At 42.9% G+C, this 23,962-nt stretch carries 19 protein-coding genes and 1 tRNA gene; 10 read left to right on the forward strand and 10 right to left on the reverse strand.

What is annotated here, in order from left to right; all coding sequences use genetic code 11:
* Nucleotide 1 precedes the first annotated feature (1 nt).
* From BGI33_RS08660 to fabG, 3 genes are read left to right on the forward strand one after another with little or no spacing between them, the layout of a single operon-like run.
* Complete coding sequence (locus BGI33_RS08660; protein ID WP_100090807.1) at nt 2-865, forward strand: hypothetical protein; 864 nt, start codon at nt 2-4, stop codon at nt 863-865.
* 38 nt (nt 866-903) lie between these two features.
* Nucleotides 904-1,848, forward strand: coding sequence for an ACP S-malonyltransferase (fabD, locus tag BGI33_RS08665; protein ID WP_100090808.1), 945 nt, complete (start codon nt 904-906; stop codon nt 1,846-1,848).
* An 8-nt stretch (nt 1,849-1,856) separates the two neighbouring features.
* Entirely contained in the window at nt 1,857-2,603 is a 747-nt protein-coding gene (fabG, locus tag BGI33_RS08670; protein WP_100090809.1) for a 3-oxoacyl-ACP reductase FabG, read from the forward strand.
* 77 nt (nt 2,604-2,680) lie between these two features.
* On the opposite strand, the gene BGI33_RS08675 is transcribed toward fabG, so the two are convergent.
* Nucleotides 2,681-3,631, reverse strand: coding sequence for a CysB family HTH-type transcriptional regulator (locus tag BGI33_RS08675; RefSeq protein WP_100090810.1), 951 nt, complete (start codon nt 3,629-3,631; stop codon nt 2,681-2,683).
* Between the two features lie 467 nt (nt 3,632-4,098).
* Here BGI33_RS08675 and BGI33_RS08680 point away from each other — a divergent pair, with 467 nt between their 5' ends.
* Nucleotides 4,099-4,830 (forward strand): OmpA family protein, encoded by a 732-nt coding sequence (locus BGI33_RS08680; RefSeq protein WP_100090811.1) that lies wholly within the window; start codon nt 4,099-4,101, stop codon nt 4,828-4,830.
* Between the two features lie 418 nt (nt 4,831-5,248).
* Nucleotides 5,249-6,046 (forward strand): hypothetical protein, encoded by a 798-nt coding sequence (locus tag BGI33_RS08685; protein WP_144235411.1) that lies wholly within the window; start codon nt 5,249-5,251, stop codon nt 6,044-6,046.
* 314 nt (nt 6,047-6,360) lie between these two features.
* On the opposite strand, the gene BGI33_RS08690 is transcribed toward BGI33_RS08685, so the two are convergent.
* Nucleotides 6,361-7,038: a phytanoyl-CoA dioxygenase family protein gene (locus tag BGI33_RS08690; RefSeq protein ID WP_100090813.1), complete on the reverse strand. Its 678-nt coding sequence runs from the start codon at nt 7,036-7,038 to the stop codon at nt 6,361-6,363.
* 227 nt (nt 7,039-7,265) lie between these two features.
* Between BGI33_RS08690 and BGI33_RS08695 the strand changes: the two genes are divergently transcribed.
* A complete protein-coding gene (locus BGI33_RS08695) occupies nt 7,266-8,117 on the forward strand; it encodes a hypothetical protein (protein ID WP_100090814.1) in 852 nt (283 codons plus the stop codon).
* A 467-nt stretch (nt 8,118-8,584) separates the two neighbouring features.
* On the opposite strand, the gene argG is transcribed toward BGI33_RS08695, so the two are convergent.
* From argG to ychF, 3 genes are all read right to left on the reverse strand, one after another.
* Nucleotides 8,585-9,937: an argininosuccinate synthase gene (argG, locus tag BGI33_RS08700; RefSeq protein WP_100090815.1), complete on the reverse strand. Its 1,353-nt coding sequence runs from the start codon at nt 9,935-9,937 to the stop codon at nt 8,585-8,587.
* Nucleotides 9,938-9,979: 42 nt separating this feature from the next.
* Nucleotides 9,980-11,245: a tyrosine--tRNA ligase gene (gene tyrS / locus BGI33_RS08705; protein ID WP_100090816.1), complete on the reverse strand. Its 1,266-nt coding sequence runs from the start codon at nt 11,243-11,245 to the stop codon at nt 9,980-9,982.
* Nucleotides 11,246-11,764: 519 nt separating this feature from the next.
* Nucleotides 11,765-12,856 carry a redox-regulated ATPase YchF gene (gene ychF / locus BGI33_RS08710; RefSeq protein ID WP_100090817.1) on the reverse strand — a complete coding sequence of 364 codons (1,092 nt, stop codon included), beginning with the start codon at nt 12,854-12,856 and terminating at the stop codon, nt 11,765-11,767.
* Between the two features lie 261 nt (nt 12,857-13,117).
* Between ychF and BGI33_RS08715 the strand changes: the two genes are divergently transcribed.
* Nucleotides 13,118-13,194, forward strand: a tRNA-Met gene (locus BGI33_RS08715).
* 649 nt (nt 13,195-13,843) lie between these two features.
* Nucleotides 13,844-14,164: a hypothetical protein gene (locus BGI33_RS08720; protein WP_100090818.1), complete on the forward strand. Its 321-nt coding sequence runs from the start codon at nt 13,844-13,846 to the stop codon at nt 14,162-14,164.
* Nucleotides 14,165-14,477: 313 nt separating this feature from the next.
* Here BGI33_RS08720 and cysE read toward each other — a convergent pair whose 3' ends face one another.
* The 4 genes from cysE to BGI33_RS08740 all read right to left on the reverse strand — a co-directional run bounded on the left by cysE (nt 14,478) and on the right by BGI33_RS08740 (nt 19,413).
* Complete coding sequence (cysE, locus tag BGI33_RS08725) at nt 14,478-15,272, reverse strand: serine O-acetyltransferase (protein ID WP_100090819.1); 795 nt, start codon at nt 15,270-15,272, stop codon at nt 14,478-14,480.
* Nucleotides 15,273-15,301: 29 nt separating this feature from the next.
* Nucleotides 15,302-16,798, reverse strand: a complete 1,497-nt coding sequence (gene rng, locus BGI33_RS08730; protein WP_100090820.1) for a ribonuclease G — start codon at nt 16,796-16,798, stop codon at nt 15,302-15,304.
* Nucleotides 16,799-17,104: 306 nt separating this feature from the next.
* On the reverse strand, nt 17,105-18,157 hold the full coding sequence (locus BGI33_RS08735) for a quinone-dependent dihydroorotate dehydrogenase (RefSeq protein WP_100090821.1): 1,053 nt from the start codon (nt 18,155-18,157) through the stop codon (nt 17,105-17,107).
* Between the two features lie 296 nt (nt 18,158-18,453).
* Nucleotides 18,454-19,413 carry a S49 family peptidase gene (locus BGI33_RS08740; protein ID WP_100090822.1) on the reverse strand — a complete coding sequence of 320 codons (960 nt, stop codon included), beginning with the start codon at nt 19,411-19,413 and terminating at the stop codon, nt 18,454-18,456.
* Between the two features lie 449 nt (nt 19,414-19,862).
* Here BGI33_RS08740 and BGI33_RS08750 point away from each other — a divergent pair, with 449 nt between their 5' ends.
* A complete protein-coding gene (locus BGI33_RS08750; protein ID WP_100090824.1) occupies nt 19,863-21,518 on the forward strand; it encodes a dihydroxyacetone kinase subunit DhaK in 1,656 nt (551 codons plus the stop codon).
* Nucleotides 21,519-21,685: 167 nt separating this feature from the next.
* Nucleotides 21,686-22,567, forward strand: a complete 882-nt coding sequence (gene galU, locus BGI33_RS08755; protein WP_100090825.1) for a UTP--glucose-1-phosphate uridylyltransferase GalU — start codon at nt 21,686-21,688, stop codon at nt 22,565-22,567.
* 18 nt (nt 22,568-22,585) lie between these two features.
* On the opposite strand, the gene BGI33_RS08760 is transcribed toward galU, so the two are convergent.
* A complete protein-coding gene (locus tag BGI33_RS08760) occupies nt 22,586-23,593 on the reverse strand; it encodes an RluA family pseudouridine synthase (protein ID WP_100090826.1) in 1,008 nt (335 codons plus the stop codon).
* Nucleotides 23,594-23,962: the final 369 nt, after the last annotated feature.

Below are 23,962 nucleotides of genomic sequence, written 5' to 3' on the forward strand. Positions count from 1 at the left end.
TATGCTACCTCAATCTGCGTTAGCCAGTATGTATCCGGTCATTATGTCACCCAGCCATGATGGCCGTTACTTTGGTAATTATGTACAGTCGTTGCTGGCTTTGGTGGCGGCGCATACCAGTGCCGGTTTTCCGATACAGGTATTCATGCATCAGGGCGAAAGCCTGATTACCCGGGCGCGCAATAATTGCGTAGCCGAGTTTCTGGCGCATCCTGAATGGACACACTTGTGCTGGATTGATACCGATATTGGTTTTTCACCGGAAGCATTTCAGCGCCTGCTGCTGGCAGATCGCGATATTGTTGCTGGCGTGTATCCGCTCAAGTATGAATCATGGCCAGCAGAAGGTATTGACGCGCATATGACCCAGCAGCAGTTCAATGCTACCTATACCCGCTATACCATCAATATCAGTCAGGCAGATGCCAATAATGAAGTGCATGTACAGGTTGATGACGAAGGCTTTATTGAGCTTCCGGAAGCGCCAACCGGATTCATGGTTATTAAGCGTCAGGTCTTTACCCGTCTGATACAAGCTTATCCTGAACTGCAATATCAGCCTGATTCTCTTGGTGTTGCCGATCAGGGCTATCATTACCGTTTTTATGACTGTCTGGTTGATCCGGTAACCAAACGCTATTTGTCTGAGGATTTTAGTTTTTGCCGTTTATGGAATCTACTGGGCGGTAAAGTTTATGTTGATGCACGCTCCAATCTGACCCATATGGGTAATAAAATCTATCAGGGGCCATTTGCCCAGTCACTAGAAGCTAATCTGGCTTATGCAATAGGCGCTCCAGCTGGTGCCAGAATGTTTCTGCATCACAGTCAGCCTTTACAGGCTAACCAGCCTCCATCAAAATAATTATTTGGACATTAGTTCCATTCAAATCAAGGAAGACCATGAGTATTGCTTTTTTCTTTCCCGGTCAGGGGTCACAAAGTCTCAATATGATGGCCGGTTTCAACGACATGGCCGTTGTTAAAGAAACATTTGAACAGGCCTCGGCAGTGCTTGATCAGGATTTGTGGGCTCTTATGAATGGTGAGGACAACACCGCCCTGAATGAAACCGTTAACACCCAGCCACTGATGCTGACTGCCGGTATTGCTAGCTGGCGTGTCTATCAGCAACTGCACGGACAGATGCCGGTGATGCTGGCGGGTCATAGTCTGGGCGAATACTCCGCTCTGGTAGCAGCCGGCAGTCTGGCCTTTAATGATGCCGTTAAACTAGTTCGCCTGCGTGCTCAGTTGATGCAGGAAGCTGTACCGGCTGGTGAAGGCGCAATGGCAGCAATACTGGGACTGGATGATGATATCGTGCGTCAGGTTTGCTTACAGGCGCAAAATGAATTGTCTGGTACCGTTGCCGAAGCAGTAAACTATAATTCGCCCGGTCAGGTAGTGATAGCCGGAAGTACTGCGGCCATCTCCCGCGCCTGTGAACTGGCTAAAGCGGCTGGTGCCAAACGTGCACTGCCTTTACCTGTATCTGTACCTTCTCACTGTTGCCTGATGAAACCGGCTGCCGCCAAACTGGCTACGGCTTTGGCACAGGTTAAAGTTGAAACGCCGCAGATTCCGGTATTACATAATGTAGATGTTGCCGTGCATTCAGAGCCGGAAGCGATTAAACAGGCGCTGGTGCAGCAGTTGTATTCACCGGTACGCTGGACCGAAACAGTGAGCAAGCTGGTGGCAGAAGGTATTACTGAATTTGCAGAGTGTGGTCCGGGTAAAGTGCTGGCTGGTCTGGCTAAACGAATTGATAAAAGTGCCAGCTGTGCCGCATTAACCAGTGTGGAAACCATGGAAAGTTTTATTGCTGCGCATTCTGCCAGCTAAAGGAAAGAATTATGAATCAGGATTTAACAGGTAAAATCGCTCTGGTAACTGGTGCTACCCGTGGAATTGGCGCGGCTATTGCCCGGCTTCTGGCTGAAAAAGGAGCTAAGGTAATCGGTACGGCAACTTCTGCTACTGGTGTGGCCAGTATTAATCAGGTACTGGCTGATGTTGGCGGTGAAGGACGGGAATTACGTATTGCTGAGGAAAACAGTATTGAAAATCTGATTGCGGATATCGAAAGTAATATCGGCAATATTGCAATACTGGTGAACAATGCTGGTATTACCCGCGATAACCTCCTGATGCGCATGAAAGAAGCAGAATGGGATGAAATCATGCAAATCAACCTGAAATCAGCCTTTCGTGCCAGTAAAGCGGTAACGCGCAGCATGATGAAAGCACGCTGGGGTCGAATTATCAATGTGACTTCCGTGATTGGCTTTACCGGTAATGCCGGCCAGACAAACTATGCTGCTGCCAAGGCCGGACTGGTTGGATTTAGTAAATCCATGGCACGCGAAGTAGGCTCACGTGGTATTACCGTGAACTGTGTTGCACCCGGATTTATTGAAACCGATATGACACAAGCTTTACCACAGGAGCAGCGTGATTTCTTCGCAGCACAAACTGCATTGCATCATTTTGGTACTGTGGAAGATGTGGCCGCAGCTGTATTGTTTCTGGCCAGTGAAGAAGCACGTTATATCACAGGGCAAACACTGCACGTTAACGGCGGAATGCTAATGCCTTGATACTTGATATCAGTTAAAAATATTTGCATAGCCATTTTGTATAATGCGTACAAAATGGCTATGGTATAAGTAGATTCTTAAATTGAAAAATCTTCTTCGAAAGAAGAATACAGGGCAGACTCAATTCGAGCACGGGTTAGCCTTGGAGCGAATAAAGCCAGAAATTCATAGCCAAAGCCGCGCAGATAAACATCCTGCCTGAGTATAACCTGTGAAAACGAAGGTTCAAATAAATGTTCAGCACTAATTAACTGCAAACCCTGATCCTGTCTGCTATCAAAAGCCATACTGGCCAGTAGCCCAATACCCAACCCTTGTTTTACATAAGTTTTTATTACATCTGTATCAGTTGAAGCCAGTACCACTCTGGGTAAACTGCAACCCTCCTGAGTAAATGCACGGGCGATTTTGGATTGTTCACTGAAAGCAATATCATAGGTAATGAGCGGGTAGGCAGCAATGTCCTCCAGTCGTAACGGACGTTTCAGATTCAACAGGGGATGATTGTCGGGAACAATGACACTGCGATTCCATGCCTCACAGCTCAGTTTACGCAACTCGGGGTGCTCAATTCCCATTCCCATGCCAATGGCAAAATCTACCTCTCCATCCAGTACCATATAGCTGATGGTTTTCGGACTGGCAGTATGAATACTTAATTGAACCTGAGGATAGCGCTCAACAAAAGCAGATACAACTTCGGGCAAATCATAGCGCGCCAGTGTATGGGTAGTGGCAATAGTCAGAGAACCAATATTCTGATCCGCAAATTCTGTGCCGATGCGCTTGATATTCTGTACTTCACGCAAAACCCGTTCGGCAGTTTCCAGTACAATTTTTCCCGGTGCCGTAACTGCAACCATACGTTTGCCATGGCGGATAAACAGCGGTACGCCCAGCTCCTCTTCCAGCATGCGAATCTGCTTGGAAATACCTGGCTGAGAAGTAAACAGTACCTCTGCTGCCTCTGAGACATTCAGATTCTGACGATAAACCTCAACTGCATAGCGTAACTGTTGCAGCTTCATATGGCTTCAGCCCCTTTAAGTTTGGCATTATTTTAATTGTCGCTCAAATACAACAAAAAAGCTTCTTTATCTGTATCATAACGCAATTTACCCATTCTGACATGGGACACTTTCACTTAAGGCTAAACAAATTTACAAGCTAATCAGCCTACTGAGGAGGATCAGGCCAATAGAAGCTTGCATGTTGTTTTAAAGCAACTTAATTGAGGTGACGGCGCGAATTTAGTTGTAAATAAGTGACACAAAGCTATTTTTTAGGCATGATGCACAGTTAGGAAGCGGGTCGTCTAGCAGCTTCGCCTTGGTGGTTTGTGTATTGACAGTTTATGCTGCGGTTTTTTATAGTATAGGCCTGATTTACCAAGCTACCCGCCCGGTTTGAGCGGCCTGTAAATGGTATTTGTGTTTTGATCAGGCGAATTTCAGGCTGAATCAACACATAACAAATTTTTTGATGAGGGAATAACATGACCAAACAGCTAAAATTGAGCGCATTGATCGTTGCTATGGCTGCTTCAACTGCCGCTTTTGCCAATGGTGTTGTACCGGGTGCCGACTGGACCGGTGAACCTGCTGGTGCTTACAATGGCTATACTACTAGCTCTGCTCCTGAAAAAGGAACTGGCGAAATTCTTGTCACCCGTGAAAACGGTGCTGATGGTACACCTGAATGTGTGAAAAACCGTTTCAACAACGATAACGAGCCTACTCTGGGTAACAACTGTGGTCACCCAATCGTTGCTCAGGCTGCTCCCCAAGCACCTAAATTTGTTGATGAAACTGTATCTTTGTCTGCTAACTTCCTGTTTGGCTTTGATAAATACAACTTGCGTCCGGAAGCAATTGATACTCTGAATCAATTAGCTACTCGTCTGGCTGACAGCAGCGTACAAACTGTACGTGTTGAAGGCCACACCGACTTTAAAGGCTCTGAAGCATATAACCAGACTCTGTCTGATCATCGTGCTCATGCTGTTGCTGAATATCTGGTTTCCAAAGGTGTTCCTGCTGAGAAAATCTCTGCAGTTGGCTTGGGTAAATCTGAAGCACGCATGACCGAATCCTGTCAGGCTGAAGTTGCCAAACTGGGCAAAAAAGTTTCAGCTGCCAAGAAACGTGCTGCTTTGATCGAATGTATCGCACCTGATCGCCGTGTAGACGTTAAAATCCGTACTATGGTAGCTAAAAAAGTTAGATAATTTTCTACCTTAGTGATAAAAAAACCCTGCTCTAAGCAGGGTTTTTTTATATCATTGATAAGTCGGCTAGTTTAAAAAATATTTTTTTGTTATTGCTAATACAATTTTGAAAATAGTAACTCGTTTCAGTCACTAATTACGATAAATATTCTATTTATTACAGCTGCTTTTTGATTATTTACTTAATTATGAATGTTAATATATGTTATTATGTGGGGAGAAAGTATATTAATGTAAAAAATATCAGACAGTTTTAATTATATTCTTAATATTATTAAAAACTGTTTTCATATATAGAATTATTGCTCAAGTAAAACGGGAAAGTGTTGATTAAATTCTTATCTATTAGGTTCAAACAGAAACCAAGCTCTGAATAATGATAAATATTTATAAAACTCAATTTAATATCGTTTCAGTTATGAAACATTTAAAATTTCTGTTTTTAATTTTATGTTGTTATCTGTGTGTTGCCTGTACTGCACAGTTTCATCGAGTTCCAGATGCGTCGGGAGAGAAAAAACATGTTGTCGTAAAATTTCAACGGCAAAATACAGCTCCGCAAACTGGCGTAGTATTAGTTGAACCAATGGATTTACAAAGTGGTGATATTTTATTTTCTGCTGATTCTAGTCTGAATTCACGCGTTTTGCGTCTGTTTGGTAATACATCGGTTAGCCATGCATTTCTGTATCTGGGCGATGGCGAAATTGCAGAGGCTGTTGGTGGCGGTGTGCATATTATGTCACTGGCTGAAAGTGTTGATGAAAGTCCGTTACTGGTGGTTTATCGCCATCCACATTTGAATAATTTGCAGGCTGAAAAAATTCGTCAATTTGCCAAGGCTGAAGCTGGGGGGAAATACAATTATCTAGGTATTATCAAGCAAACTCCTTATACTTTCACGCGTAAAGTATGCGAATTACCAGTAATTCCCCGTGCCTTTCGCCATCTGTGTCTGAATACCATGGCATTGGTGCAGGTGACACCTTTCTCTTCTGATCGCTATTTTTGTTCGCAGCTAGTAGTAGCCGCCTATGATTATGCTGGGTTACCTTTAACCAAAACGCCGGCTGAGTGGGTTGCACCCGGTGATTTGCTGCATATGCGCGCTGGCGATATCCCATCTGTGGTGCCGGTTTATCCGTTGCAATATGTTGGCCATTTGCGTTGTAAAACATCTTTATGGCAACGCAGTTGCACTCTGGCAGATATCTGAATATTTAATATTATTGTGTAAATTTACTGTAAGACAATGGTTACTATTCTGGCTAAATAAAATCATCAGTTTGATGTCGATGAATTAGATACCGGAGAACCATTATTTGAGCTGATTGATTGTGATAAAACTATGTTGTTCCATTAATTAGCCTCACTATCGTGTTGGCTAGCTAATGAAATATTTGTGGCTAATATAAGCGATTAACCGGATTATTTATTTAGTCTGAAAAATACATTAATTCACAGTATAAATAATTAATCGTATCCAGTTCATGGATATGGTCAGTTCCCGTCTGATGAATACTGGGACATTCAAATGCAGAATTGAAAGGGAATGGTTTCAGCCAGAGTCGCAGGCGCATACAGGAAGTGTAATACACGTCTGCCATTTGTCTGGATGGCTTTAGAAGATGAGTGCACAATAAGCGGTCGCATAATAACCGCGCCACCTTTGGATAAAATACATTCTTGCTCTCCTTGTTGATCACGGAGTTGCCGCAGTTCTGATTCAGCAATTCTGCCGTGCTGATGTGTACCCGCAACCACTTTGAGCGGACCATGCTCATGCAAGCAGTCGTCTATGTGCAATCTAACTGCAACAAGTTGCTGCGTATATTGCACGGGTGGTTGTACAAATAATATATTCTGTTTGTGAGACCAGCCTGTGAAGCGGCTGTCAGAGAACCGGTGTCTGACAGCTATACTTAAGTCCTGATGTAGCGGTACCAGCCAGTTTTTGTCTGCTGATTTTTTGAATAAGGTGCATTGAATCGCAATCGGTTTTTCTGGAAGCAGGGCAGATAGCAGGGTGTTGTTTTTTAAATTGTTGGCAAGTAGCTGACACCATGGCTGTGTAAGTAATTCACGGCTGCCAGCAGTGGTTAAATTAACCTGTTCTAGCTGTTGTTCTATTTCTGTTAGTTGTTGCGGCGTAATTAATGCATTAATAACAGCATAGCCATTTTGTTCGAAATAATCTTTTGTGTACATATTTATTTCATAAGAGTTTATTCAGTTCAATGGTAGAATAATTTACTCTGGAAATATATATATTATTGAGTAATTACATTTTAGCTTTAATATTAGTTTTTTGTGAATATTTTTCTGAATGCCGCATAAAATTGCGTATAACAGTCAATTTGCAGTATAAAGAATGAAAGTTAAGTGCTTGCTGGATAGTAATTAACACATTTAATCTGAATAATAGGGTGAGAAATATGGCGATGATTAACTTATATTCTCTGCTAAAGGTTAGTTTATCTGCTAGCGATGATGAAATCCGTTGTGCATTGAAAAGGGCAGCAGATGAGCAGATTTTAGATTGGGAAAGATGGCAAACCTGTCGCAAAGTATTGCTTAACCCTGATTTGCGGGCAAAATATAATGCTAAATTGCTTACAGAAAATCCACAGTTAAGGCAGGAGATAATTCCTGGACTATTAGAACCTGTTGAAACTAAAGTAGGGAAGTCTGAGGAGTATAGACTGTTTAACGAAAATGAGTATCGGCCAAAGTATTCATTTACTATTAAAATTCCTTTTTTGGCTTTAAAACGTAAGCTAACGCCTATGTTTAATCCAGATACAGGTGAATTTAAAATAGCATATACGGGATTATCTATAACGCCTTTTTTTATGGGTTTCCTTACTCCATTATTAGTTAAAGATGTGCGAGGTTCATTGTACTGGTTTATCTGGTGCGTAATCATTTCCTTTCTTGGTGTTCAGCTTAATTTTCCCAGATTGGGGACACTGCTATTTATTGCACTCATGTGCTTTTGTTACTGTAATCAGTATACAAAGCATTTGCTTAAACAAGGATTTAAATTTTGTGGTACTTCAGAACAAAATTATCGCGCGGCCAGAATTTTAAAAATGGAATTAAATTCAGCCAATACAGTATCTGATGTTAAAGTAACTCAGATTAAGAATGGCATACTTGATAACCTTGTCAGGTTATTTATTTTCTTTCCAATAGCAATAGTTTGTTTATATCTAATACGAATAGTTTATTCAGTGCTGACTGTAGTATTTATAAATTTATCTCTTATATTTATTTCTGCAAAATAAATATCTATCCCAGTAAGAAATATATTACAAGATAATGCTGTTACCGTAGTAGATAATCTGAATGATTAAGATTCTGGGATATTGTGAAGATATAAATATGCCTTTAATGAACCTAATACAGCTTATACTTTAATATGGCACTATAAAAAGCTTGATGGTTTAGTTGAAGTCATATTACGGCATGTGGCTAGTAGTACAAGCTATAATAGTAAAAGAAGTTGATTGTGAAAGGCACAGTTCGCGTTCTGTCGAAGAGGAAGATGGTATTGTCGAGGCATTTCCGGTAATTTGCTGATCATTTAACGTATGAAGATTATGGCACAGCTGGTGCAATAATCGACACGGTAAACGCATTGGTCAAATGATTGAACCTAATATTTATAGATGCCAATTAGATTATATTTGCAATAAAAAACCGGGTGGTGCATAAATGCCATCCGGTTTTTGAATTTTTTAAATTATGAATCTTACAGAATATCTTTTTTATCAGTTAATTGAGGTAGCAATGCATCCTGATTTACTGATAATAGCCCACTCTTGGTATAGATTCCCAGTTTATTACGGGTATCGGCAATATCCAGATTACGCATGGTGAGCTGGCCTATACGATCGGCTGGAGAAAAGGCAGTATTATCGACTTTTTCCATGCTTAGCCGTTCCGGCTGGTAGGTCAGATTTGGTGATTCGGTATTGAGGATGGAGTAATCGTTACCGCGACGTAATTCCAGAGTTACTTCACCAGTAATGGCTTTAGCTACCCAGCGCTGTGCAGTTTCGCGCAGCATCAGTGCCTGTGAATCAAACCAGCGCCCCTGATACAGCAATCTGCCCAGACGCAAGCCATTGATGCGGTACTGTTCGATGGTATCTTCATTATGAATACCGGTGAGCAGACGCTCATAGGCAATATGCAGCAATGCCATCGCCGGTGCTTCATAAATACCGCGTGATTTGGCCTCAATAATACGATTTTCAATCTGGTCGGTCATGCCTAGGCCATGGCGGCCACCAATACGGTTGGCTTCCAGAATCAATGCTACCGGATCATTGTATTCAATCCCATTTAAGGCTACTGGTACGCCTTCTGCAAAACGTACGCGTACTTCTTCTGTTTTAATGCTTACTTGCTCATTCCAGAAAGCAACCCCCATGATTGGCTGTACGATTTTCATGCTGCTATTGAGCATTTCTAAATCTTTGGCTTCATGAGTTGCACCAAGCATATTGGAGTCGGTTGAGTAGGCTTTTTCTACAGACATTTTATAGTTGAAGCCCTGAGCAATCAGGAATTCAGACATTTCATGCCGTCCACCCAGCTCATCAATAAATTGCTGATCAAGCCATGGTTTGTAAATGCGCAAAGCCGAATTGGTTAACAGGCCATAGCGGTAAAAGCGTTCAATGTCATTGCCTTTATAGGTTGAACCGTCGCCCCAGATATTTACATCATCCTCCTTCATCGCGGCCACCAGCATAGTACCAGTAACAGCACGACCTAGTGGTGTAGTATTGAAATATGGCATGCTACCAGTGTGCACATGAAAGGCACCGCTTTGAATTGCTGCGATACCTTCATGTGCCAGCTGAGTACGGCAATCAATCAGACGGGCTTTTTCTGCACCGTATTCCAATGCTTTTTGGGGAATGGCATTGTAATCATCTTCATCCGGCTGACCTAGATTGGCAGTATAGGCGTAGGGTAATGCACCTTTCAGTTTCATCCACAGCAGTGCTGTTGAAGTATCCAGGCCGCCGGAAAAAGCAATGCCAACTTTTTCGCCTATAGGCAGATGTTGCAAGATGGTAGTGTGATTACTCATATTGACTCTCCTTTGAGGTGTATATTATAGAATCTGAAAAGATTATTGCCATACCAGTAAGGCATGATTACGTTTACCGCGACGCACGATGGTATATCGGCCGAAACGTTTGTCATGGTCGCTGAATATGTAGTCAGCACTGTCAATTTTCTGTCCGTTAACCATGACTGCACCCTGGCTGATAAAGCCGCGTGCTTCATTGTTGGATTTGGCCAGTGCCGCTGTAGTTAATGCCTGTACGATGTTAGTGGATTCGGTTATGGGAAAAGCGGGTAGTCCGTCCAGAGATAATTGCTGGAAATCGCTTTCAGTAAGGGCACTCTGATCTTCAGCAAACAGGCTGGCAGAAATGCGCTGTGCAGCCGCCAGTGCTTCTTCACCATGAATCAGCTTAGTCATTTCTTCAGCCAGAATACGCTGTGCTTGCGGCTTGGTACCACTGGCCTGATCATGTGCTTCGATAGCATCTATATCGGTAACGCTGAGGAAGGTAAAGTATTTGAGGAATTTGTATACATCGGCATCAGCAACTTTTAACCAGAACTGATAGAACTGATAGGGGGAGGTTTTCTCTGCACTTAGCCACACTGCGCCGCCTTCGGTTTTACCAAATTTGGTGCCATCGGCTTTGGTTACCAATGGCAAGGTTAAGCCATATACGGTAGCCTGATGCAGGCGGCGGGATAGGTCAATGCCACCGGTGATATTGCCCCATTGGTCTGAACCTCCGATTTGCAATACGGCACCGTGACGGCGATACAGTTCGGCAAAATCATAACCTTGAAGCAGAGCATAAGCGAATTCAGTAAAGGAAATACCCACATCATCACGGCTTAAACGCTGTTTTACAGATTCTTTATTCAGCATGGCGTTCACTGAGAAGTGCTTGCCGATGTCGCGCAGAAAATCAAGACAGTTCATGTTGCCGAACCAGTCGTAGTTATTAGCCATAATGGCAGCGTTTTCACCACTAAAGCTAAGAAATGGCTGTAATTGGGCACGTATTTTGGCTACCCATTGCTGTACTGTTTCCAGTGTATTGAGTGAGCGTTCCTGTGCCTTGAAACTGGGGTCACCAATCATGCCGGTGGCACCACCTACGAGGGCAATTGGAGTATGTCCGGCCAGCTGAAAACGACGCAATACCAGAATAGGTAATAAATGTCCGATATGTAGGCTGTCAGCAGTGGGATCAAAACCGCAATAAAGGGTGATTTTCTGTTCGTTTAATAAGGTATCAAGAGCCTGAGCATCGGTGGTTTGGGCAATCAGGCCACGTTGCTGTAAATCGTGAACAACACTGGTCATAGTAAGATTTTATACTTTCAAATTAAATTAAAATGGCGTGAAACTGGATTACGCTGGTTTCTGGCTGCATAAAAAACACAATAGCCAATATCATAATGTGTTTTGGCTGATTCTGGCCAGTTAGCCTGTTTCCAGTTAGGTAATTAATAATGATGCATTATTTTACACGATTTGTTTGTTACTGCATTTTTGGTTGCAAAAAACTGATACATCATGAGTTTGGCTGTAACAAGAAAAGGTTTGTCTGCTTTTGCCAGTATTCAGGCTGTTCATATGTGTATTTTTATTTTTAATGCATTATTTTTTAAAATCAATAATTAAGCTAATCATGTATGGTGTGTGCGCTGCTGTTCTGTCATGCAGAAACAGGATAATCTGTGTCTGACTGAAATCAGGGCAGTTTAATTTTTGCTATCTGATGTGTAGGTTTTCAGCTTATGCAACTAAATGATGTGAGCTGAAACGCATAAAAAAGCAACAGCCTTAGCCCGGCTGTTGCTGGCTAATTATTGCTATCGGTTAAACGTTAAACAAGAAGTGGATAACATCGCCGTCGTTAACCACATATTCTTTGCCTTCGGCTCGCATTTTACCGGCTTCTTTGGCTTTGGTTTCGCCGCCACAGGCAATGAAATCGGCGTAGGCAATTACCTGTGCGCGGATAAAGCCACGTTCAAAATCGGTATGTATTACTCCCGCAGCCTGCGGTGCGGTATCGCCTTTATGGATGGTCCATGCTCTGACTTCCTGTACACCGGCAGTGAAATAGGTTTGCAAGCCAAGTAGATCGTAACCGGCACGAATCAGGCGATTTAATCCCGGCTCTTTTAAACCCATTTCTGCTAAAAATTCTGCTTTATCGGCTTCATCCAGATCCGCAATCTCACTTTCCATCGCAGCGCACAGGGCAACAACAGGCGCATTTTCCTGTGCAGCCAGTTGTTGCAGGCGTTGCAGATGAGGGTTGTTATCGAAGCCATTTTCAGCAACGTTGGCAACATACATAGCAGGTTTAACAGTCAGCAGGCATAAGGGTTTAATCAGTGCCAGTTCGTCCTGATCCAGACCTGCTGCGCGAATTGGTTTGCCCTCCAGCAGATGTTGCTGTAAACGTTCCAAAATAGCCACCAGTTTTTGTGCTTCCTTATCACCGGATTTGGCTCGTTTACTTTCACGTACAATGGTTTTTTCCACACTGGCTAAATCTGCCAGAGCCAGCTCGGTGCCAATCACTTCAATATCGGAAATCGGATCTACTTTGCCGGCAACATGGACGATATTGTCGTCATCAAAGCAGCGTACTACATTAACGATGGCATCTGTTTCTCGGATATTAGCGAGAAACTGGTTACCTAGACCTTCACCTTTGCTGGCACCTGCTACCAAGCCAGCGATATCGACAAATTCAACTATGGCTGGCTGAGTTCGTTTTGGGTTAACAATTTTGGCTAGTTCAGCCATGCGTTCATCTGGCACTTCGACAATGCCGACATTCGGCTCGATAGTACAGAAAGGATAATTGGCAGCTTCAATGCCTGACTGGGTTAGGGCGTTAAACAGGGTAGATTTGCCCACATTGGGTAAACCCACAATGCCACATTTCAAACTCATGATATTCCTTGGAAATAGGCGATATATAAAAATGGCTGAATTGTATCATAAAGCATAGTGATACCTGTGCTGAACCAGCGAAGTATTGTGTAGTTTGCCGAAAATGTGAATTTATACAGTTTACTTCATCGATAAAATTAAATTAGGGTTGGTGAAATTAAATTATTTTTTAAAACAATAATATGATTATTTTTTGCTTAATTGGTGCTTGCATATGCGAAAAAATATCGTATAATTGCGTCTCTCTTGAAAACGAGATACGGCGAATTAGCTCAGTCGGTTAGAGCAGAGGAATCATAATCCTTGTGTCCGGGGTTCGAATCCCTGATTCGCCACCACATAAATCGCAAATTCTGATTAGAATTTGCGTTTTTTTATTGTCTTCCTATTTTGTATTCTTTAAGTATTAACATCGTTTATCTGGTTTATTTATTAGGCATGATTGACTACATTTGAGCTATTTTGAATGGATTAATTGCATTAATCTGTAGGCAATTTTTTGTGTAATTTATAAGATGTGTGCTACGCAGAAGACAGGTTTATACTGGAATTATCTAGTAAATATTTAACGGTAGTTGTATTCTTAATGCATGCAGTGTTGAAAAATGCCGAAATATTTCCACCTCATGATTAAGGTAATTTTTTAAAATTCATAAGGTATTGTCTCAAGCCGTTTAGCCTTACGCCCGAAGCCCTATTTTATTGTTCAATATTGCTCATTTTAACTGGTTGAAGCAACAAATATTTGTAATTTGGCTTTTTAACACGGTATAAATGATCGGACAGCCAACTATAAAACATTATGCAAAACCAGTGATGGGTTATTCTTAAAGTGTAGTCGTCCTATTTCTTACCGATGAATAGGCATTAGTTTTGACTCTGGTGCATATTGAATACCGTCGTTATCAGCTTGCCGAAAATACACAAGTCATACCATACAATATATGAAATAAGTTGTAGTATAGTTCTTTGCATTAGAATCAAAAGATGGGTTTGGTAGATAATATTTTAATGTTACGAAAGCAATGGATGAAAAATTTTAGAACAATTGTAAACCAATTCAAAGCCAGCGATTTTTTAAATTTACGTGAACATGATATAAACCAAAAATTAGGCGTAGATTATCCAGATGAGTTCTGTAGTTTTGATTTTGGATATCAGATAATTACATGGGTTGATAATAACAGCAAATTAGAATGCAGTTTTCGTGATTGTGTTTGCACGGATGTCGTAATCTGGTTAAAACAAGCAGATCAACTTACTAAGATTGATAGTGCAACAGTAGAAAAGGAAAAGAACAACTATTAAAAAACAAAATAATATTATTTAAATATATAGCAGGTTTAATTCAATAAAATTAAGATTTAAAGGATTACAATTTAACCTGACACGCTCGTGCAACCGAATATTCTTTTTCCAGAACAATAGAAACAAGCTTTTATTAAAATTCTGCTGTGTAGATTTTTTGGAAATGTATATTCTGGGTTGTTTAAAATACCCTTTCTCATCCTCTTTTTGTTTGCTCAGTTTATCATTATTACTATCCTGTTCAATTCGACTGCAACAGATAAAACATAGCTGCGTTAAACATTCCTGTAATGTATCTGAGCAAACTATACTTTTAAATACGCTGATCCATTTCCTGTGCCGGACTTTCATGTTTATTGGTTTTGCTAATAACCCGAGCTGGTACACCCACTACCGTAGAATATTCTGGAACATCACTAACCACTACGCTACCGGCTCCCACTTTGGCACAGGTATGTACCCGAATGTTACCTAATACGGAAGCATTAGCACCAATCATAACCCCGTCACTGATTTTCGGGTGTCGGTCTCCACTCTGTTTGCCGGAACCTCCCAGAGTGACTCCGTGCAGCAGAGAAATATTGTTGCCCAGTACTGCCGTTTCGCCAATGACTACTCCGGTACCATGATCAATCATGATGCCATATCCCATTGAGGCAGCAGGGTGAATATCAACCCCTAATACTTCTGAAGCACGGTTTTGCAGGAAATAGGCCAGAGTAGGACGATTCTGCTGCCACAGCCAATGATTAATCCGATGAGTCTGTATAGCATGGAACCCTTTGTAATACAGTAATGGTAGGCAGTAAGTATCACACGCCGGATCACGTTCATAGTAGGCAACTATATCTGCTAGCGCAGCGTGAATAATTGCCGGATCTTGATGTAGTGCCTCCAGATAAATCTCAAATAATGCCCGCGCATCCATTACTGCACTGGACATTTTGGTAGACAGGTGAAAGGCAAGCATGCGGGCAAAGTTTTTATGGCGTAATACGCTCAGATGCAGAAAGCTGGCCAGTATCGGCTCGTTACACACCGCATTTTCAGTTTCATGGCGAATGGTTTGCCACAGGCTTTCTGCCTGAGCAGCATCAGGTAAGTTCATACGTCTGGTTTCTCTTTTACAGAATAAAACTATTGCAGCACAATATCATATTGTTCCTGATTGTAGGTGGCTTCTACTGCCAGCGCAATCGGTTTACCGATAAATTGACTTAACATGTGTAGAGAGTTGGCTTCTTCATCCAGAAATAAATCAATGACACTTGGTGAAGCAAGTATGCGAAATTCTTGTACATTTATACGGCGTGATTCACGCATGATTTCGCGCTGAATCTCATAGCATATGGTTTGTGCGGTTTTTAGTCGGCCGCGCCCTTGGCAGGCTGGGCAGGGCTCGCACAGTATCTGGGACAGGTTTTCGCGTGTGCGTTTGCGTGTCAGCTCGACTAGTCCGAGACTGGTGAAGCCGTTAAGGGTAACTCGAGTGCGGTCATAAGCCAGTGCCCGTGCCAGCTCAGTCAGAATTTCCTCTTGATGTGCTTCGTTGGTCATGTCAATAAAATCAATAATAATAATGCCACCCAAATTACGTAAGCGCAGCTCGCGTGCAATCACATGACATGCTTCCAGATTGGTTTTAAAGATGGTTTCTTCGAAGTTGCGCGCACCTACGAATCCTCCAGTATTGACATCAATGGTGGTCATGGCTTCAGTTGGTTCTATAATAATATAACCGCCGAAGTCCAGATTTACTCGTGGCTGTAGGGATTGGGTAATTCTGGTTTCGATATTGTGCGCTTCAAATAGTGGGCTGTCATTCTGGAATAATTTCAGTTTATCCAGTGCGCCTTGAGAGTAGTTCATGGCAAATTCACGCATGCTTTCATAATTGGCTGTTGAATCTACGATGATGTGGTCAATATTGTCGCTGTACATGTCGCGCAATACGCGCAGGCTTAAAGGTAAATCCTGATACAGCAATGTTTCCGGCGGGCTGATTTTGGATAACTGTTGAATATGCTGCCATCGTTTGGTTAAATAGTTGATATCAGCCTGTAATTCTGTGTCCGTGGCATTCTCTGCACTGGTGCGGATAATATAGCCATGGCCTGCATCGGCTGGTAACAGCTTTTGCAGACGTTCACGTAAATGATTGCGTTCTTCTTCGTCTTCAATACGTTGTGAAATACCGATATGCTGATCCTGTGGCAGGTGTACCAGAAAGCGTCCTGCCAGTGATATCTGCGTAGACAGGCGCGCTCCCTTGGTGTTGATCGGGTCTTTGATTACCTGTACAACAATTGCCTGACCCTCATGCAGCATGTGTTCAATACGCAGGGGTTGCTCGGGTTTCTGACGCTGCTCCAGAATATCAACAATGTGCAGAAAAGCAGCACGTTCCAGGCCGATGTCAATAAAGGCGCTTTGCATGCCGGGCAGTACGCGCCGGACAACACCCAGATAAATATTACCTACCAGACCATAACCGCTGTTACGTTCTATGTGAATTTCACACAGCCTGTTTTCTTCCATAACAGCTACTCTGGTTTCTTGCGGGGTAATATTCACCAATACGGTTTCTGCTGGCCGCTGGATATCCTTTGGCAGCGGTATGTCGCTGTTATGCATGATGTGGCTTTCAATTTAATCAAATTACTTTGTGCAGTTTTTGCCTGTACAGATAAAAACTGCACAAAGTAATCTGGGCAAATATTTGCATGAAAGCTGATATCATAGCGCAGGCGTGAGCTTACTGCCAAACGCAGCTGCATAAAGTTGTATGCTAGAAAATGCAAAGAGGAAAGAAGATAAAATCAAATAATAGGTACAGAGAGGACTGTTAATATTTGCAGTGAGTCCAGATGAGGTGTGATTGGTGAAAATATAATGATAATACAATAAATTATTGTAAATTTTAATTACCTGGACGGGATATTATTTTAGCTGGCAGCAGGCATTGACGCATTCTTTAATTAGCTGGGGGCCGCGAAAGATCAGACCGGAATACAGTTGCAATGCAGTGGCACCAAGGCGAATTTTTTCAGCCGCATCAGCACCGGAGGTAATGCCGCCTACACCAATCAGTGGAATCTGCGAATTAAGAAGGGCAGATAGATGGTGTAGTACATGGTTACTTTGTGTCTGTACTGGCAAACCAGACAGGCCTCCTTCTTCCTGCGCAAATTTGTGGTTACCCAAGACAGTTTTATCAATGGTGGTATTAGTAGCGATGATCCCGTCTATCTGTGTATTCAGTGCGACATCAGCAATAGCTGCAATTTGCTCTTCATCCAGATCAGGTGCAATTTTAATGGCAATAGGTACATAACGGCTTTGCTGGGTTGCCAGCTGTGCCTGCCGGTTTTTCAGATGATTTAATAATCTGTCCAGTTCGCTGGCACTTTGCAGGCTGCGTAAATTGCGGGTATTGGGCGAAGAAATATTGACGGTGATGTAGCTGGCATAGGGATAGGCTTTTTCCAGACAAATCAGATAGTCATCTACTGCTTTCTCCATTGGTGTGGCCGCATTTTTGCCAATATTAATACCGAGTACTCCCCGATACTGGCTGTTTGCGATATTGTTAATCAGGGTATCAATACCATAGTTGTTAAACCCCATGCGATTAATAATTGCCTGTTGTGAAGGTAATCTGAATAAACGTGGTTTGGGGTTGCCAGCTTGCGGTAATGGGGTAACGGTTCCCACTTCTATAAAGCCAAAACCAAGCATGGCCAGTGCATCTATATATTCACCATTTTTATCCAGCCCTGCTGCCAAACCTATCGGGTTGGGTAAAGTCAGACCCATCAGTGTCGTTGTACTGCTGCTATCACTTTCGGCCAGTGTATTATTGGCATGATTGTGTTTGCCTTTAAGTAAAAAACCGCAATGATAGCGATGCAGTAACCGCAAACATTTTAATGTCAGGTGATGGGTAGTTTCTGGATCCAGTTGGAATAACAGCGGCTTGATGATTGGGTACATGATATTGAGGCTGGATAAGGGAGAAATATTATAACCAACAACTCTATCAAATCGAGTGGAAAACAATTAAATTCAGTATGTGTTGGTGAACTTAAACTATTTGATTACAGGCAGAGCAGGCTTGATAAATTCATGTCACTAAATAGTGCTGGCACAAAAGCATACTTAAAGTTGGGCGAGTAGTGATACTGGTCTATATAACGATATGCCCATTTCTGTTCCTGAACAGATTGCGGAAACATAAATGGGCATAATAGTCAGAAAGCCGGATTAGCTATTGTTGTCAATAGCAGAAATTACCATGGTTTGTTTGCCATGCTCTGAATATTTTGCTGCAATGTACTGCTAATACCTTTGCCAAGGCGTGTGCCCCAGCCGGTTTCAGAGGTGTAATCTACCAATTCCGGTGCACCAATGACATCGCGTGCAACAGTATAAACATTCCCAAAGTCATCTATCAGACCAACTGCTTTGGCTTCTTCACCGGTATAGGCACGACCACTAAAGATGTCAGGATTGTCAGCAATTTTCAAACGGTTGCCACGTCCCTGTTGCACGGCCTGAATAAACTGCTTGTGAATACTGCTTAACATTTGTTGCCAGATTTCTGCCTGTTCCGGTGTTTCTGGTACAAACGGATCGCCCATATCTTTATTGCTACCTGCAATTTTTACCCGACGCTTAATGCCCAGTTTGTCTATTAGGCCGGTAAAGTCAAAGCTGCTGCCAATAACCCCGATACTGCCAACAAGGCTGGATGGATCTGCATAAATTTTATCTGCGGCACTGGCAATGTAGTAGCAGCCAGAAGCGCACATATCTTCGGTAACAATATATAAAGGTATGCGTGGATGCTTAGCTTTCAGGTGGCGGATTTCTTCATAGGCGATACTGGAAATAACCGGCGACCCGCCAGGACTGTTAGCACGAATAATAATGCCTTTGACATTGCTGTTTTTATAGGCTTCTTTCAGGCTTTTACGTAATAAATCTGCCTGATTATTGTCGCTGCTGATAATACCATCCAAATCGATAACCGCAGTATGTGCACCGCCTGGTTTTGTGCTACCCAATGAGGTAATGGTAATAACGATAATGCAAATCCAGAACAGCCGCCAAAACCAGCGCCAGATTCGATTACGTCGTTGCTCGCGATAAACTTCAAATAATAGCTTTTCCAGCATATTGCGTTCCCAGCTGCTGTTTTCTTCTGGATTGCCGTCTGTCAGGCCTGATCCTTTAATTTTCATTTTCATCTGGTTTATTCTCTGGTTTTTGTATTGATATTTGAGCATTAGCTGATTTATCAGACAAGTCTACTCTGTTGTGTTTAATCAGCAAATAAGTGATGTCTGAAATTATATCTGAATTTTATATTGATGCATCTGTTGTTGTGATGAAATTTTCGGCCAAACTTTATCCACTTAAGCGTCTACATTATAATAGCGCTACTGTCACTCTGCCAGCTTAAATCTATCAGGTAGGCCGGATGTAAAAAACAACAAGTAAAGCAATATATTGTCTTGCAGGTGAGCAATGTATTTGCATGTGTGCAGTTTGCGTCTTATGTTGACTACTGAAAGCTGGCTGTGTCTGCCACAATATTCAGATAGCCTGAAGATTGAATCATTTACTTTGGTAAATAAGTACATAATCTTCAGTATTAATTCTGCCTGTCAATTATTAATTATAACTTTGGAAAATCATGTCCAGATTCTTTTTTAATGACCGTAAACAATTAGTTAATGAAGCTATTGAAGGTTTGGTAATTTCTGCTCCGCAGGGCAATCTTGTCAAACTAGATACTGATCCAGCAATACGGATAGTTGTACGTAGCGACTGGGATAAAAGCCGGGTGGCAGTCATTTCTGGCGGTGGTTCTGGACATGAACCAGCACATGCAGGTTTTGTTGGCAAAGGCATGCTAACTGCGGCTGTATGTGGAGATTTGTTTGCTTCACCCAGTGTCGATGCGATATTTAACGCTATCGTTGCGGTAACCGGCGAACATGGCTGTTTGTTAATTGTTAAAAATTACACTGGAGACAGGCTAAATTTCGGGCTGGCAGCAGAAAAGGCTAAAAGTCATGGCCTGAATGTAGAAATGGTTATTGTTGCAGACGATATTGCGCTGCCTGATAACAGACAACCGCGTGGTATTGCTGGTACAGTGCTGGTGCATAAAATAGCTGGTTATGCTGCTGAAGAAGGCAAATCATTAATTCAGGTGCGTAATCTGGCGCAGCAGGTATGTGACAATCTATGGAGTTTGGGCGTAGCCATGCAAACCTGTAATTTGCCAGACTATGAGGAAGAAAAGCGTATTAAAGACGGGCAGGTAGAGCTGGGGTTGGGTATTCATGGAGAACCCGGCGCTTCGGTAGTGAGTACGCAAAATAGCAAGATACTTATTGATACTCTGGTTAATACATTGCAACAGTCAGCTGGGGAAGGACGTTTTGCTGTTTTAATTAATAATCTGGGTGGTGTTTCTGCTCTGGAAATGGCTTTATTAACCCGTGAGTTGGCACATTCTGCCTTAAGTAAGCAAATTGAATGGCTGATTGGCCCTGCACCGCTGGTTACCTCGCTGGATATGAAAGGTTTTTCACTGTCATTACTCAAGCTGAACGATGACTTCAAGCAGGCGCTTAATGCGCCAGTTGAAACTCAGGGCTGGCAGAAGCCGGTAGCATTAAAGCCATTAAAAACACTTGCCTGTAAACCTGTATATACACAGTCAGATTACACGCCGTCAGAAAATTCTCAGGTGGCCGCCTATGTTACCGTTATAACAGATACGCTTATCAGACTGGAAAGTCGTCTGAATGCGCTGGATGCAAAGGTAGGTGATGGTGATACCGGTAGCACTTTTGCTCATGGAGCTCATGCTGTTGCCCAGCAACTGGCACAACAGCGCTTACCCCTGAATGATTTGTCGCAGTTATTACTGTGTATTGGAGAGCGGCTGGCTGTTGTCATGGGCGGTTCAAGCGGTGTCTTGATGTCGATTTTCTTCACCGCAGCCGGCCAGAAGTTGCAGACAGGGGGCACGTTGGTAGAGGCTTTGTTAAACGGGCTGGCACAAATGAAGCATTATGGCGGTGCAGACCTGGGTGACCGTACTCTGATTGATGCCTTGCAACCAGCATTGCATGCATGGCAGAAACAGAATATTCAAGCCGCGGCTCTGGCTGCCAGAGAAGGGGCAGAAGAAACGGCTACCATGCATAAAGCCGGAGCAGGACGCTCATCGTATGTTAATCAACAGAATCTGGCCGGCGTGGCTGATCCGGGAGCGGTTGCTGTAGCCGAGGTATTGGCCGCACTGAACGAACTGGAAAATAAGCAGGCAGATTAAGTTTATCTGCTGTTGTTACATAAAAGTTTTCATTATCAGTCGTCATGACCGGCTCTGTCTGGCAACATGAGTATCTAGATTGAGTCAAAATTTGCTTTGATATTATATTTATATATAAATCATATAGTTGTTTGAATAATCATTTTGTTGGAATGGAAAAGAACTAAATGAAAGCTGTTATTCCTGTAGCTGGTTTAGGCACACGTATGTTGCCCGCAACAAAAGCTATTCCTAAAGAAATGCTAACGGTAGCCGATAAACCACTCATTCAGTACATTGTGCAGGAATGTGCTGCTGCAGGTATTAATGAAATTGTTCTGGTTAACCATGCTTCTAAAACTGCGATTGAAAACCATTTTGATACCGCATTTGAGCTGGAAACACAGTTATCAAACAAGGGTAAAACTGCTTTGCTGGCTGAAATTCGTGCTGTTTTACCTGCTGATATGCAAATTATTCAGGTACGTCAAAGCGAAGCAAAAGGTCTGGGTCATGCAATGCTGTGTGCACGTTCTGTGATTGGTAATGAACCATTTGCTGTCTTGCTACCTGATGTACTGATAGATGAAAGTGCCTGTAATCTGGCTACAGATAATCTGGCGGCAATGTTGAGGCATTTCGACCAAACACAACGTAGTCAGATTATGGTTGAACGCGTGCCGATGAGTGAAGTCAACAAATACGGTATTGTAGATTGTAATAATCAGCAGGCTGCTGCCGGAAGCAGTATTGCCATGAACGCTATTGTCGAAAAACCTGCGCTAGAACAGGCTCCATCTGATATGGCAGTCGTTGGCCGCTATGTGCTTTCAGCCAGTATCTGGCCGCTGTTGGAGAAAACAGTGCCAGGCGCGGGTGGTGAGATTCAGCTTACAGATGCCATTGCTGCACTGATGCAACAGGAAGCCGTAGATGCGTTTATGATTCAGGGCTATTCACATGATTGTGGCGACAAACTGGGTTATATGAAAACCTTTATTGAATATAGCCTGCGTCATGATAAATGTGGCTCTCAACTTAAACAATGGCTACAGCAACAATCATTTTAGGCACCACTAAATTCAGTTTTAACTCTGCTGTGACAGTTTGTCCGAAACTGCTGGCAGATTACGCAGAAACTGCTGCAAGTCATCCGGGAGAGGGGCGGTAAGTTGTAAAATATCGCCACTAACCGGATGTGCCAGCGTTAACTCTGTGGCATGTAAAAACATTCTTTTCAAACCGGTTTTGTGCAGGCGCCTGTTTATCTGGTAATCCCCATAACGTTCATCACCAGCGATCGGACACAACTGTGATTGCATGTGCACACGTATCTGGTGGGTGCGTCCCGTTTTCAGCGTCGCTTCCATCAGAGTTAATGCTTTTATGCCTACGGCGTGTAACTGAGTACCTGCATACTGTTGCAGTACTCGAAACTGTGTATATGCCCGCTGTCCTTCCTGAGCATTACTGGCAATGCGTACCATTTTTTCTCCCTGAGCACCAGTGTATTTCAGCAGTGGCAATTTGACTTGATGTACTTTTTCCGGCCATGTACCAACGGCCAGGGCCAGATATACTTTATGTGGATGATTCTGGCGAATCGATTCATGCAGTTTGACCAGAGCACTGCGTTTTTTGGCAATCATAAGTAAACCGCTGGTGTCTTTATCCAGCCGGTGAACCAGCTCCAGATAACGTGCTTCAGGACGGGCACGCCGTAACTGCTCAATGACACCGAAGCTGATACCACTGCCGCCATGAACGGCGACACCAGAGGGCTTGTTGATCACCAGCAATACATCATCTTCATACACAATAGCAAATTCCTGCGCAGGAATGGTCGAGGCGGTTGCAGGCGCATGACTGGAGGCAACACGAATGGGCGGTAAACGAATCTGATCATTGACGGCAATACGGTCTGTCCCTTTACAGCGTTTCTTGTTCAGACGTACTTCTCCACTACGGATAATGCGCTGAATATGACTTTTTGGCACACCTTTCAATTCCCGTATCAGATAATTATCCAGTCGTTGCCCAGCACTTTCCGCACAGACAGACAAAAACTGCACTGAATCTTTGCTTAAAACCGTCATATTGCTTATAATCCGTAAGCTTTTATAAATAAATAGAAGTCATCAGTTGTCATGGCCAGAAGCAATAGTGGCAGACGATACTGAACCGAAAAAGGGCGCATTTTGCCCGGAGCTGAAAAGCGCCTGAAAGCGCATTTTGGCTGCAAATAATGAAATGTTAACGTATTTATTGGAAAAACGCACTGTTGCAGGCGTATTTCCCCATGTTGTTGACCAGCCGTCAACAGCAAGGGTTAGTGATTAAGTTTGACTCCATCAGGTGGCAAGCCACGGCTTCAGACGTGATCTGGCAAGACAAAACCGGATAACGCAGCCGCTACTGCGCCCAAGCACCTGACAGAATAACAGAAGAATGGCTACCCCAATTAA

It is taken from the genome of Snodgrassella alvi (assembly GCF_002777425.1).
Classification (GTDB): domain Bacteria; phylum Pseudomonadota; class Gammaproteobacteria; order Burkholderiales; family Neisseriaceae; genus Snodgrassella; species Snodgrassella alvi_B.

Excerpts from the sequence above, each read along its gene's own strand:
- rng (WP_100090820.1), bottom strand. The coding sequence starts at position 16,798 with ATGCATAACAGCGACATACCGCTGCCAAAGGATATCCAGCGGCCAGCA.
- BGI33_RS08740 (WP_100090822.1), bottom strand. The coding sequence starts at position 19,413 with ATGAAAATGAAAATTAAAGGATCAGGCCTGACAGACGGCAATCCAGAA.
- BGI33_RS08690 (WP_100090813.1), bottom strand. The coding sequence starts at position 7,038 with ATGTACACAAAAGATTATTTCGAACAAAATGGCTATGCTGTTATTAAT.
- argG (WP_100090815.1), bottom strand. The coding sequence starts at position 9,937 with ATGAGTAATCACACTACCATCTTGCAACATCTGCCTATAGGCGAAAAA.
- BGI33_RS08760 (WP_100090826.1), bottom strand. The coding sequence starts at position 23,593 with ATGACGGTTTTAAGCAAAGATTCAGTGCAGTTTTTGTCTGTCTGTGCG.
- BGI33_RS08720 (WP_100090818.1), top strand. The coding sequence starts at position 13,844 with ATGGGTTTGGTAGATAATATTTTAATGTTACGAAAGCAATGGATGAAA.
- BGI33_RS08675 (WP_100090810.1), bottom strand. The coding sequence starts at position 3,631 with ATGAAGCTGCAACAGTTACGCTATGCAGTTGAGGTTTATCGTCAGAAT.
- BGI33_RS08695 (WP_100090814.1), top strand. The coding sequence starts at position 7,266 with ATGGCGATGATTAACTTATATTCTCTGCTAAAGGTTAGTTTATCTGCT.
- galU (WP_100090825.1), top strand. The coding sequence starts at position 21,686 with ATGAAAGCTGTTATTCCTGTAGCTGGTTTAGGCACACGTATGTTGCCC.
- tyrS (WP_100090816.1), bottom strand. The coding sequence starts at position 11,245 with ATGACCAGTGTTGTTCACGATTTACAGCAACGTGGCCTGATTGCCCAA.
- BGI33_RS08750 (WP_100090824.1), top strand. The coding sequence starts at position 19,863 with ATGTCCAGATTCTTTTTTAATGACCGTAAACAATTAGTTAATGAAGCT.
- BGI33_RS08660 (WP_100090807.1), top strand. The coding sequence starts at position 2 with ATGCTACCTCAATCTGCGTTAGCCAGTATGTATCCGGTCATTATGTCA.
- cysE (WP_100090819.1), bottom strand. The coding sequence starts at position 15,272 with ATGAACTTACCTGATGCTGCTCAGGCAGAAAGCCTGTGGCAAACCATT.
- BGI33_RS08685 (WP_144235411.1), top strand. The coding sequence starts at position 5,249 with ATGAAACATTTAAAATTTCTGTTTTTAATTTTATGTTGTTATCTGTGT.
- BGI33_RS08735 (WP_100090821.1), bottom strand. The coding sequence starts at position 18,157 with ATGTACCCAATCATCAAGCCGCTGTTATTCCAACTGGATCCAGAAACT.
- ychF (WP_100090817.1), bottom strand. The coding sequence starts at position 12,856 with ATGAGTTTGAAATGTGGCATTGTGGGTTTACCCAATGTGGGCAAATCT.
- fabD (WP_100090808.1), top strand. The coding sequence starts at position 904 with ATGAGTATTGCTTTTTTCTTTCCCGGTCAGGGGTCACAAAGTCTCAAT.
- BGI33_RS08680 (WP_100090811.1), top strand. The coding sequence starts at position 4,099 with ATGACCAAACAGCTAAAATTGAGCGCATTGATCGTTGCTATGGCTGCT.